This window comes from Bacillus sp. MYb56 (genome assembly GCF_002976445.1).
GTDB lineage: Bacteria > Bacillota > Bacilli > Bacillales > Bacillaceae_G > Bacillus_A > Bacillus_A mycoides.
Genome location: NZ_PCOH01000012.1, coordinates 139,718 through 151,494 on the forward strand (window position 1 = coordinate 139,718; position 11,777 = coordinate 151,494).

Annotated in this window: 13 protein-coding genes, 4 tRNA genes and 2 riboswitches; of the genes, 2 read left to right on the forward strand and 15 right to left on the reverse strand. The window is 36.2% G+C overall.

Annotation, left to right across the window (positions count from 1 at the left end):
- Positions 1 to 13: 13 nt before the first annotated feature.
- The 9 genes from CQ058_RS16360 to tenA are packed head-to-tail and all read right to left on the reverse strand — an operon-like array spanning position 14 to position 6,914.
- Positions 14 to 1,033 (reverse strand): thiazole biosynthesis adenylyltransferase ThiF, encoded by a 1,020-nt coding sequence (locus tag CQ058_RS16360; protein ID WP_002125334.1) that lies wholly within the window; start codon positions 1,031 to 1,033, stop codon positions 14 to 16.
- Positions 1,026 to 1,796 carry a thiazole synthase gene (gene thiG, locus CQ058_RS16365; protein ID WP_002188361.1) on the reverse strand — a complete coding sequence of 257 codons (771 nt, stop codon included), beginning with the start codon at positions 1,794 to 1,796 and terminating at the stop codon, positions 1,026 to 1,028. The genes CQ058_RS16360 and thiG overlap by 8 nt, the downstream gene beginning before the upstream one ends.
- A 2-nt stretch (positions 1,797 to 1,798) precedes the next feature.
- The gene (gene thiS / locus CQ058_RS16370) at positions 1,799 to 2,002 is read right to left on the reverse strand and encodes a sulfur carrier protein ThiS (protein ID WP_002010653.1); all 204 of its coding nucleotides are present in this window, start codon (positions 2,000 to 2,002) and stop codon (positions 1,799 to 1,801) included.
- Positions 2,003 to 2,017: 15 nt separating this feature from the next.
- Positions 2,018 to 3,127, reverse strand: coding sequence for a glycine oxidase ThiO (gene thiO, locus CQ058_RS16375; RefSeq protein ID WP_002188359.1), 1,110 nt, complete (start codon positions 3,125 to 3,127; stop codon positions 2,018 to 2,020).
- Positions 3,120 to 3,740, reverse strand: coding sequence for a thiazole tautomerase TenI (gene tenI / locus CQ058_RS16380; protein ID WP_002193340.1), 621 nt, complete (start codon positions 3,738 to 3,740; stop codon positions 3,120 to 3,122). The genes thiO and tenI overlap by 8 nt, the downstream gene beginning before the upstream one ends.
- A 10-nt stretch (positions 3,741 to 3,750) precedes the next feature.
- The gene (locus tag CQ058_RS16385) at positions 3,751 to 4,752 is read right to left on the reverse strand and encodes an ABC transporter substrate-binding protein (RefSeq protein WP_002188354.1); all 1,002 of its coding nucleotides are present in this window, start codon (positions 4,750 to 4,752) and stop codon (positions 3,751 to 3,753) included.
- Complete coding sequence (locus tag CQ058_RS16390; RefSeq protein WP_002029858.1) at positions 4,749 to 5,501, reverse strand: ABC transporter permease; 753 nt, start codon at positions 5,499 to 5,501, stop codon at positions 4,749 to 4,751. Before CQ058_RS16390 ends, CQ058_RS16385 begins: the two co-directional genes overlap by 4 nt.
- Complete coding sequence (locus CQ058_RS16395; RefSeq protein WP_105589878.1) at positions 5,501 to 6,250, reverse strand: ABC transporter ATP-binding protein; 750 nt, start codon at positions 6,248 to 6,250, stop codon at positions 5,501 to 5,503. Before CQ058_RS16395 ends, CQ058_RS16390 begins: the two co-directional genes overlap by 1 nt.
- Positions 6,219 to 6,914 (reverse strand): thiaminase II, encoded by a 696-nt coding sequence (gene tenA / locus CQ058_RS16400; protein WP_105589879.1) that lies wholly within the window; start codon positions 6,912 to 6,914, stop codon positions 6,219 to 6,221. The genes CQ058_RS16395 and tenA overlap by 32 nt, the downstream gene beginning before the upstream one ends.
- 89 nt (positions 6,915 to 7,003) lie before the next feature.
- A riboswitch (TPP riboswitch) is annotated at positions 7,004 to 7,107 on the reverse strand.
- 60 nt (positions 7,108 to 7,167) lie between these two features.
- A riboswitch (TPP riboswitch) is annotated at positions 7,168 to 7,280 on the reverse strand.
- Between the two features lie 259 nt (positions 7,281 to 7,539).
- Here tenA and CQ058_RS16405 point away from each other — a divergent pair.
- Both CQ058_RS16405 and CQ058_RS16410 read left to right on the forward strand, forming a co-directional pair.
- On the forward strand, positions 7,540 to 8,700 hold the full coding sequence (locus CQ058_RS16405; RefSeq protein WP_002188352.1) for an SH3 domain-containing protein: 1,161 nt from the start codon (positions 7,540 to 7,542) through the stop codon (positions 8,698 to 8,700).
- A 5-nt stretch (positions 8,701 to 8,705) separates the two neighbouring features.
- Positions 8,706 to 9,038, forward strand: a complete 333-nt coding sequence (locus CQ058_RS16410) for a hypothetical protein (protein WP_002188351.1) — start codon at positions 8,706 to 8,708, stop codon at positions 9,036 to 9,038.
- 241 nt (positions 9,039 to 9,279) lie between these two features.
- On the opposite strand, the gene CQ058_RS16420 is transcribed toward CQ058_RS16410, so the two are convergent.
- The 6 genes from CQ058_RS16420 to CQ058_RS16445 all read right to left on the reverse strand — a co-directional run bounded on the left by CQ058_RS16420 (position 9,280) and on the right by CQ058_RS16445 (position 11,716).
- Complete coding sequence (locus CQ058_RS16420) at positions 9,280 to 10,431, reverse strand: DUF3965 domain-containing protein (RefSeq protein ID WP_105589880.1); 1,152 nt, start codon at positions 10,429 to 10,431, stop codon at positions 9,280 to 9,282.
- A 423-nt stretch (positions 10,432 to 10,854) separates the two neighbouring features.
- A complete protein-coding gene (locus CQ058_RS16425) occupies positions 10,855 to 11,274 on the reverse strand; it encodes a CBS domain-containing protein (RefSeq protein ID WP_002010634.1) in 420 nt (139 codons plus the stop codon).
- 131 nt (positions 11,275 to 11,405) lie between these two features.
- Positions 11,406 to 11,477: transfer RNA gene (locus CQ058_RS16430), tRNA-Glu, on the reverse strand.
- A 1-nt stretch (position 11,478) separates the two neighbouring features.
- Positions 11,479 to 11,553: transfer RNA gene (locus CQ058_RS16435), tRNA-Asn, on the reverse strand.
- A gap of 7 nt (positions 11,554 to 11,560) precedes the next feature.
- Positions 11,561 to 11,637 (reverse strand) — tRNA-Ile (locus CQ058_RS16440).
- An 8-nt stretch (positions 11,638 to 11,645) separates the two neighbouring features.
- Positions 11,646 to 11,716, reverse strand: a tRNA-Trp gene (locus tag CQ058_RS16445).
- Positions 11,717 to 11,777: the final 61 nt, after the last annotated feature.

An 11,777-nucleotide genomic window follows, 5' to 3' on the forward strand; every position in this document is an offset into this window, starting at 1 on the left:
CACTCATCCTTTTCTACCCAAAATAGCGATGATAAATTGTTTTCGCTTCGCTTATATCTTTCGTGCCATGTACAAGTACACGGCCATCTTTAAAAGCAACTAATCTCTTTTCTTCAACCGAAAATGATAATAAATATGGATTTACATTCAAATCATTCACGCGATCATTCAGCAATTTTTTATATTGTTCAAAATCCATTTCCTCTTTATGAGGTGGTCTAATTTGAACTGTATTTCTCCCGCATAACACTGCTGTTTTTGAAGTGTTTTCCTTATTTAAATATGGATATACTGCCTGTTCACCACACGATAGACAATTATGTTTACGAAGCTTTCGCACATTCATACATGAATATTCATTTTTCCATACATCAAATGATACAAGCCCATCTCGAAGCGAGTCATAATCTTCTACTAACAGTTTAAGTGTTTCCGTTACTTGATGAGAAACGACAAGAGACACAGCAGGCGATATAATCCCCGCTGTATCACATGTCGCTCCGCCAAGCGGAATCGATTGTAATAAACAAGATAAACATGGCGTTTTTCCTGGAAGAATAGTATAAGAAAGACCGTAACTCCCTACACATGCCCCATAAACCCATGGAATAGAATATTTTTGCGATATATCATTCACAATGAAACGTGTTTCAAAATTGTCAGTCGCATCGATGATTACATCAACATTTGTAACGAGTTCTTCCAACTCTTCAGCCGTTACATCCTGAACGAGAGCTTCTACTCTTACTTCACTATTAACCTCTTCTAGACGTTTTTTTGCCGCTACAGCCTTCGGAAGATTATTCTCTACATCACTCTCTGCATACAATTGTTGTCTTTGCAAATTACTCCAATCGACATAATCACGGTCAACAATTGTTACTTGACCAACGCCTGCTCTTACAAACATCTCTGCGTTTGCACTACCTAATGCGCCTGCACCGATAATAAGTACATGCTTTGTCCTTATCTTTTGTTGCCCTTCTTCCCCAATTGGAGAAAATAGCTCTTGGCGAGAATATCGATTATTCAACTACGCTCATTCCTTCTAAAGGACTACTTGCTGTTGCACAACGTTTACGTGCAATACGACCTGCTTCAAACCCTAATCGTCCTGCCTCAATACCTAATTTCATTGCATATGCCATTTTAATAGGATCGTTCGCTCCAGATACTGCAGTATTTAATAACACACCATCTGCTCCTAATTCCATTGCAAATGCTGCATCAGCTGGACTACCAATACCAGCGTCAACGATAACTGGTACTGTCGCTTGTTCAATAATGAAACTTAAATTTAATGGATTTACAATACCAAGCCCTGAACCAATCGGTGATGCTCCTGGCATAATCGCGTGTACACCAAGTTCTTGTAATTTATGAGCTAATACAACATCATCAGATGTGTATGGTAGAACGATAAATCCTTCTTCTAGTAACATTTCAGATGCCTTTAACGTTTCTACTGGATCAGGTAATAACGTTCTATCATCACCAATAACTTCTACTTTTATCATGTCACAAAGTCCAGAAGCTTTTGCTAATTTTGCAATACGAACAGCTTCTTCAGCATTTTTTGCTCCTGCTGTATTCGGTAATAACGTATATTTTTTCACATCAAGTTTCTCTAATAAATTAGGCTGCTTCGCATCGAATATATCCATACGACGTACTGCGAATGTTAAAATCTCAGCCTCAGAAACATCAATTGCCTTTTGCTGCACATCAAAATCAGGGAATTTCCCTGTTCCTAATAAAAGTCTAGAATGAAATGAAAATTGTCCAATGTTTAACATAATCAACCGCCTCCTACGAAAGTTACAATCTCAATTTGGTCCCCATCAAAAACAGATGTATCGTTATGATCATCTTTTTGTAAAATATCTTTATTACGTTCTACTACAACAATTCTGTTATCTAACTCTAAATGTGTAAGTAGCCCAGCTACTGTTTTTATACTCTCTGGTACTTCAATTTGGTTACCATTAATTTTTAAATTCAAACTTCCATCCCCTTTCTAAACCGTTTTAGAAAGCAATGAATCTAGCAAGTGATTCTCCTGCTTTCCTTCTATTAAATCAGCCATATACTGACCAGAAACAGGACTTAATAAAATGCCGTTTCGATAATGTCCAGTACAAGCATATAAACCTTTTATTTCTTCATGCTCTCCCATATAAGGAGCTTCATGATTAGACTGCGGTCTTAACCCAGCCCACGTACTTTCCCATTCTGCTTCTTTTAAAGCAGGCAATATTGTATAAGCACGCTCTAATATGGAAGTAATACTTTCTGGTTGTACAGATTTATTAAATGTATGAGGCTTCATCGTTGCCCCAATCACATAACGGCCACCGCGCTTCGGCGTAATATAAAACCTCTCCTGGAAAATAGGAGATTTCAACAGAGGTTTCCTGCTTCTTACTGCAACAACTTCACCCTTCACAGGATACGTGCCCCAATCACTATGGAAATAATGTAGTAATTTCGTACTCCATGAACCACCCGCAATAACAACTTTTTCACATGTGATAACACCTTCGCTCGTAACAATTCCAGTCACTTTATTATTTTCAATACGAATATCAAACACTTCTGTTTGTTCATATATGTCAGCTCCAGAAAATGCCGCGGAGTGTGCGAATGCTTTCGTAAGCTCTGGTGCAATAACGTGACCATCTTTCGGATAATATACCGCTCCTATAATTGACTCGGAAAGAAACGGCTCTTTTTCCCGTAAATGGTCCCCCGTTAGAAATCGGGAATCTTCACCTGTTTTCTGCTGCCAATCCATAATATGAAGAATTCTTTTCTTCTCATCTTCATTTTGAGCGATGCGATAAATGCCCTTTTCTTCATACCCAATATCGATGCCTGTTTTTTCACGTAAAACTGCTGCAAGTTGTGGAAATATAGCACGGCTTTCTCTAGCAAGCTCAAACAACGGATCATATGCATCCCATTCAGCCTGAACACCAAGCAAACCAGCAGCTGCTTTCGAAGCTTCAGATGCGATTCTTTGCTTCTCTACAATCGCTACTTTATGCCCTCTTTCTGCTAGAAAGTGTGCAACTGAACTACCAATTACACCTCCGCCAATAATCGCTACATCATACTTCTTACACATGTTTTTCCGCCCACTTTCTTATTGATTCCTTATAAGATTTCGCCTTGCTATACGGATTACTACTGCTTATAATCCCGGACATAACAGCAATGCCACTTACACCATTTGCAAGAACATCAACTGTATTTTCAGGGGTAATCCCACCAATTGCAGTTATTGGTATGGATAAACAACTTGCCATATGAGCAATTTCTTCTAATCCTCTCGCTGGCACACCTTTTTTACAATCTGTCGGAAATACATGACCATAAACGAGTGAATCTGCTCCATTTTTAAATGCTACTATCGCTTCATCTAGCGAATGTACTGAATAACCGACATGCAAATAAGAAAATTTTTCTTTCACTAACCTTACATCTGCGCTTCTGTATCCTAGTTGAACACGAGGAATATTTAATAGAATGGCGATATCAATTCGATCATTTATAACAAGCTTAGATGGCGGAAAGCCTTTTTTTAAAAGACTTTCCACACCTTCATACAATTCCTTCGTACTCTTCTCACGCTCACGAATATGCAAATAATCAATCTCACTCTCAATTTGCATCGCTACATTCACTAACTCTTCGAATGGCATATGGCCATTTGAGATTACATGGAGCTCATTTTTCATATTCATTCGCCTACTTTAAAATGTTTTCAAATAATTCATCGGCTGGTACGATTTCTTTCGTCATTCCTTTGTCTTTCAACCATTTGTTTTGTTTCTCCCAAGACTCTTTTGAATCCGATAAGAATGGCTCATCTTTCGTTTCCATCTTCTCTAATAAAATTTTCATGCTTTCTTTTTCAACTTCTGGTACAAGCGGGAAGTTTTCTTTTTCTTGATGATCTAATAAAATATTTAATGCTTCATCAGGGTTTTTCTTCATAAAGTCATACCCTTTTTGTGCCCCACGTAAAAAGGCTTGCAATGCTTCTTTATCTTTTTTCAACGTTTTATCACCCGTTACAAACACAAGCTCATGATAGTTCGGTACACCATAATCTGCTGGATTAAAGTATGCTGGTTCATGACCTTCATGACGCATAACAGGTACTTCATGGTTAATGTATGCCCCTGTTACCGCATCCACTTTTTTCGTAATTAATGCTGGTACTAAATCAAAGCCAACATCGACTACTTTCACTGTATCTGGATTACCACCAGCTTCTTTTACCATCGTTTTTAAATACATCTCACTTAAAGGTGTTCCAGAATATCCAACTGTTTTCCCCTCTAAATCTTTTGGCGATTGAATGCCTGCTGACTTCAGTGATACAACATGATTTAACGGTGAACGTACGACAGCTCCAATTGATTTCACTGGAATTTGTTCATTTGCTTTTGCCATGACAACATCTGGTTGATAATACAAACCAACTGTCACTTTCCCTGCTGCCGCTAGCGTTAATGGATCAGTCGGATTAGAAGGGAATTTAATATTCACCTTGACTCCTTCTTCTTTAAAGTATCCTTTTTCAATTGCCGTATAAATAAAGCTATGTACCGCATTCGGGTACCAATCAAGCATTACTGTTATTTCTTTTTCTGATTTATTCTTATCTGATGCCGAGTTACTCGAACATCCTGCAATAATTGCAACTAATAATGTAAACACAAAGATGCGTTTTAATAATTTCATGAATGTTTCCTCCAACTAATAAATTTCTTTTCTAATATCGAAACAAGTATGACGAAGAAAATAGCTAATAATGATAACAATACAATTGGTGCAAATACACCAGCTCCGTCTAACTGCGTCATCATTCTTTTACTGAAATATCCAAGCCCAGCTTGTGCACCGAGCCATTCACCAATCGCTGCCCCAATAACGCTAAGTGGTATCGCAATTTTTAACGCTGAAAAAAAGTAAGGAAGAGCAGATGGCAACTTTAGCTTTAGAAAAACATCTTTTTTCGTTGCACCATATGTAACTAATAGCTCCTCCCATTCTTTTTTCGTACTGCGCAGTCCATCATACGTATTGACCGCAATTGGGAAAAACGTAATTAAAACGGTAACAACAACCTTACTCCAGATGGTATATCCAAACCATAAAACGAAGAGCGGTGCAAGCGCAGTGATCGGGATTGTTTGTGAAGCAACTAATAACGGATAAAATGCTCTTTCCATCCACGTACTCGCATTCATTAACATTGCTAGCCCTACGCCCAGTACGATAGAAATAACAACGCCTATTAAAACGACGTATAACGTTGCAGGTAAATGAACCGTAAATAATATATCTTTCAGCGCCCATATCTTCATTACAATTGCAGAAGGTGATGGCAAAATGTACATCTCATCTACAATTCTTGCTCCTACTTCCCACAGAGCAAGTAAAATTCCACTTAATATAAGGGCAGGTAATAACTCCTTCAAGCGATTCATCATACGAGTACCTGCCTTTGTAACATACTAAGGAGCTCTTCTTTAAGCGCTAACACTTCAGGCTTATATAAATCTTTTCTTGTTCGGTTACGATCAAGCGGCACAATTCGCTCAGTTAAAGTTGCTATCGGTTGATTTTCTACAACCAAAATTCGATTAGAAAGAAACAATGCTTCTTCAACATCATGAGTGATAAATAAAATTGTTTTTTCCCACTCTTTCCATTGTTCAAACAACCATTCTTGCAAAGATGCCTTCGTTAAAGCGTCCAATGCGCTAAACGGTTCATCTAACAATAATATCTCCCCGCCTGTTAATAAAGTTCGGATAAAAGATACGCGTTGCCTCATACCACCAGATAAATCTTTCGGATATTTTTTCTCGTACCCTTGTAAACCAAATTTATGTAACAGTTCTTTCGCTTTTACTTGCGCTTCTTTCTTCTGCACACCTTGGCACTCTAGCGGCAGGGCCGCATTCTCAATAATCGTCCTCCACGGCAAGAGCATATCTTTTTGGGGCATATACCCTACAGAATGACTCTTTGTTTCTGTCAGCTCTATCTGTCCATTACTTGCCTCTTCTAAGCCTGTAATAAGGCGAAATAAAGTACTTTTCCCGCATCCACTCGGTCCGATAATACTTACAAACTCTTTATCTTGTATAGAAGCATTTAATTCATTGATGATTGGTTTCTCATCATAATGAAAGGAAACATTATGAAACTGTAGTATGTTCTTGCTCCTCAAAACCCCACATCTCCTTACGATAAGCCATATCCCAGAATAAATATTCAAATCGGCTGGAATATAAGAAAATCTCCTCTAATCGGTCTAGCTCTTTCTCTGACTTTCCAACTGCCAATTCATTTAATAAATCTATTAACCAAATACAAAGGTTACCGTATTCTTCAGAACTATATCCTTGAATCCACTCTCCAAAGAACTCATGATCTCTTGCTCCAGGAATATCATTTAAACGCTTTCCAATCTCCCAATAACTCCACATACATGGAAGTAAAGCTGATATTAATTCAGCAATTGTGCCATTTTGAGATACAGACATCATGTAATTTGTATATGCTAAATTTTTAGCAGATGGTTTCGCAGATTCCATCTCTTGTACAGAAATGCCAAGTCTTTTTGCATACTGTTTATGAATCGTCATTTCACCATTTAAAATCCCATCAATTTGCTCTGCAAATTTTGCCATAACTTGTGGATTCGTTGCCTTTACAACCCCAATTGCATATAGCTTTGCATAATCTAACAAATATAAATAATCTTGAATAATATAGTACTGGAATTTGTCTTTTTCCAACGTACCATCCCCCATACCTACTACAAACGGATGATTATGACTTTTCTCCCAAACAGGCTGCACCGTATCAAATAATCTTTCACAAAATTTCATTAATAATTCCCCTTCCTATATATCTATTTATCTCAATAAAAAAACCACTTCTGTATAAAAGAAGTGGTTACAGCAAATAAAATTATAATTTATTCGTTGTTCCACTTCCCTTCGCTAGTATTATCTAGATCAGGTGTTGTAAGGGTTAAGGATTATTCCTCTCTCAGCACGAAAAGCACCCCTAGTGGTGTTAATATGAAATTTTCAAATAAAAAAGCCCCGTTTCTATACGCAAAGAAACGGGGACTCATTGTTAATGTCCGAATTGCTTCCCTACGCTAGCATAATCTAGATCAGGTAATAAAAAGGATCAAAGGCTTACGGCCCTACTCTCAGCTGGCAACACCAGCCCTCCTAGCAAACTATAAAATTATCACTGTCAGTATAACACCGTCATAAGACATCATCAACTGTTTTAATTTTCTTAATTGAGAATTAATTCTTAACATGTTAAACAAATATAAATGCGATCTCACAAATGATATATACAATATTTATATACGAATCTCTCTTCTGACATTATTTTTATTGATTTCATATTACATTTATGTGAATACGACCAATATATTATATCTTTATACTATAATAAAATTACAACTATACAACTAGAGGAGGTCTTTATTACATGAATATGAAAGCCACAGCTTTAACAGCAACTACTATCGCAATTGCTTCTTTACTTCCTTCTATGGGAGAATCCGATATACAAACAGCGGCTGCTAAGCAACCATCTACAGTAAAAACTGGATATGTAAAAATTGACAACGTTGCACTACATCAAAATAGCCATACAGACAGTGCAATAATTGATACCATTCGATTTAATAGCCCGGTTACTATTCTTGAAACAGTTCAAGATTGGTATAAAGTATCTGTTAGCAACAAAACAGGCTATATGAAAAAAGATGCAATTCTATTCAAAAAAAATGTTCAACCAAAGTCTCAATATATCGTAAATGCAAACGCATTAAACGTTCGTTCTGAACCTAATACAGAGTCTTCTATTCTAGATATATTACCAAATGGTCAATTCATTACCATTCAAGGTGAACAAGGAGATTGGTACAAAATATTACATAACGGTCAAATTGGTTACGTACAAAAAACATTTGTATCTAATGGATCCACACCTCTAGTAAAAGGTGTAACAGTACAAGGTTCTCCTTCGTATACTGTTGCAACACCAAAATTAAATGTACGTAGCAATGCTAGCACAAGTGGCACTCTACTTGGCTCATTACAAAATGGTACACAAGTACAAGTAGTAGAAACGGTGGGTACTTGGTATAAAATTCGTTTTGGCACAGGATACGGATATGTAGCAAAACACTATGTAGTGCAAAATCAAAATCAAGCACACGCTAAAACAGCTCCACCTGCATCAATTCCAGCAGTTTTCAAATTCCCTACTCAAGGGAAAATCAGCTCCACTTTTGATATGCGCTGGGAGCAAATGCATTATGGGATAGATATAGCAGCACAAGGAAATGTCTCTATTCAAGCTGCTGCTGCAGGTAAGGTTGTGAAATCTTATTATTCGGCTAGCTACGGCAATGTCGTGTTCATCGCCCATCAAATAAATGGGAAATTATATACAACAGTTTATGCTCATATGAAGGATCGCACTGTACAAGCTGGTGATCAAGTACAAACTGGACAATTAGTAGGTCATATGGGAAACACAGGTCATTCATACGGGCAACATCTCCATTTTGAATTACATAATGGGGAATGGAATTTTGAAAAAACAAATGCAGTAAACCCACTGCCATATTTAGTTAGGTAAATTATATGCCACGCAATATACCTCTCTTTATTGAATACCTGGCCTTTTTAGGTTTAATCTATTGTTTAATCATTTATAATACGAACACTGTATTTTTATCTATTATTATTGCTTTTGTTGCTTTAGAAATCATTATGGAAGCATTACAAATGCGGCTAAAACAAAAAATTGCCCATATTTATAATGTAATTTTTCTTTTAAGTGCTCTTATAACAAATATAATTAGTAATGGTTTTTATTTATCTACCGTACTTCCTGTATTCTTTATAGGTGTTTTATTATTCATAGCTAGATACGTTCATGTTCCTAATAACCAAAAACATGAACAAGAAGCTTAGAAAGAGGAGACACTGTGTACCAATCTTTCAAAGATAATCCAATGAAATATATATTGAATTTATATGAAAAAATGAATACTTTTTTTGGTATACAAGGAAGTTATACTGCACAATTTCTCCTTTATGGAATGTTATTTCTTATCTTAGTTACTTTCTCCTTGCTTTACTAACAAAAAAAGGATCTCACATAAACTTGAGATCCTTTTTAATTTATATTAATTTTTAATATGTAAAATATGGTTTATCCACAAGCATATTTTTCATAAATGAAACTAAGATTATATTTTTTCTCTAAGCTCATTCTTTGTTCATCGTCGCACCAATAGAAAAGAATATCATGAATCGTTGCATAACGCTTATTTTTAAGAAATAGTTTAAAGAATGATGGTAAACAATCATGTAATTGTATAAATATATAATTGCGTAGTATTTCTTCTTTGTATTCAATTCCCTTACAAATATACAGTAATTCTTCACAATAATATGCATGCTGTGGAACTTGGATCATTTCGAAAAATGGTACATATGATAGTAGCTTTCCAATAAAATGACCATACCGATCCATTACCCCTATCGTCATATGCTCCATCATTTCTTTCATCACATATAAATAATCATCTACATGAGTTGTCTTTAAAGGGTCTAATCGATCGGAAATTTGTGAAAGTACAGCTCTTTGACAAGCTAAAACTGCTTGACTAGGTCCATAATATGATAGGAAGTCTGTACACTTACGATACTTTCGTAATAAGTCATGTGTATATAAATCATACACAAAAGTATTACAATACATTGCCAGACTCATCATATCACTATTTAATTTCTCTTTTGACAGTGTTTTCGCTCGCTTACACATATAAAAGAATGTAAATTCAAATACTTCTTTATGAGATAATAGATGTTTGCAATCTGTTATACATTTCTCACTAAATTTAACTCGATCCCAAATTTCTACATCCTCAGCTGTTAATTCGCCAATACGATATTTAATAATTAAATAGTTTAAAGCAACTGCTTTCGTCAAAAGATCCCATGTTTCATACTCCAATGAAGTTCGGACAAATTCATCTAGCCCTTGGGTTATCATAAAAGCATTTGCCTCTTCATACCAACCAATCTCTTGACATAAACGAAGAATACGTACTAGAGTTGGAATTTCATCTTTATGAAACTGCGGTAAATTCTTTACTTTATTCATGCCATATACGATAAATGGCGCTAAATTTTCTTCTTTATAAAATTCTTTTTCTTTCCATACTAATATAGTTCGCTCTTTCCCTTCACCTTTTGGATGACAAGGTACAAGCAAAGAAAATAACTCAGCGAAATTATTTGGTTCTATATATGTATCTGTAACCAAATTCCAATTTGGATCGCCCTGTACAGCCCTCATATAATTCCCCTTCCCTTTTTATCCCGCTATTTGCGGGCAGTAAGACTCCCACCTCAAAATTCTGCGAATGCGAGGAAGTTAGGAGGGAGATAAAACTGCCCATAAAAGCCCGATTGGTTCAACTAATAATTATTGGGGGATGGACACCCCCCAATAATTAAAGTTTCACTTTATCTACGTAGGAAATATTAATTCATTATTACATCATTAACGATAAATATTGTTATATTCAAATTCTATAATAACACTTATATCTCTCAGTATATCATTTTTTCTCTTATTAAAAATTAGGAATGACAAATTTAAAAAAACTGTCAAAAATATTGACTCTATACTTATTATATAATGTCTCAGATACATCACGCTAACATATTAGTTTAATCCGTATATACTAGAATAATGTATCTGATCTTTATACATAATTTATTCCATATGCTCTGAGATTTCACTTAAAGCAAACCCTGCTTGATCATCTGCTGATTTTCTTATAGCTAAATCACCTAGTGCTAGCATCCCAACAAGTTGACCGCTCTCAACAACCGGTAACCGTCTAATTTGATATTGTGCCATTAATTCTGTAGCTTTTTCAATAGAATCATCTGGAGAAACTGAAACAATGTTTGTTGTCATTACATTTGTAATTTGATTAGATCCAGGATGTTTTTCAGCAATCCCACGAACAACTAAGTCTCGATCAGTAACAAGCCCAACAACTTGTTTATTTTCAATAACAGGAATCAATCCAACCGATTCTTCCTTCATTTTTACAGCTGCCTCATATACATTGTCTAATGGTGTACAATGTACGATATGAGTACTCATAAGTTCTCTAACTTGCGTCATTTTTCATCTCCTCCTTTTAATACATACCATAGCTTTTCCTAAATCCCTTTATTTATTTCAGGAAAATAAGGTGATAAAAAGAGGCTTATACATAATAAAAAAGAGTCAGCAATATGCTGACTCTTTTTTTATGACCCGTACGGGATTCGAACCCGTGTTACCGCCGTGAAAGGGCGGTGTCTTAACCACTTGACCAACGGGCCATGGCTCCGCAGGTAGGACTCGAACCTACGACCGATCGGTTAACAGCCGATAGCTCTACCACTGAGCTACTGCGGAATAATTATGGTGGGCCTAAATGGACTCGAACCATCGACCTCACGCTTATCAGGCGTGCGCTCTAACCAGCTGAGCTATAGGCCCATACTTTACAGGGGCAGTAGGAATTGAACCCACACTGGAGGTTTTGGAGACCTCAGTTCTACCTTTAAACTATGCCCCTAAATGATGCCGGCTAGAGGACTTGAACCCCCAACCTACTGATTACAAGTCAGTTGCTCTAC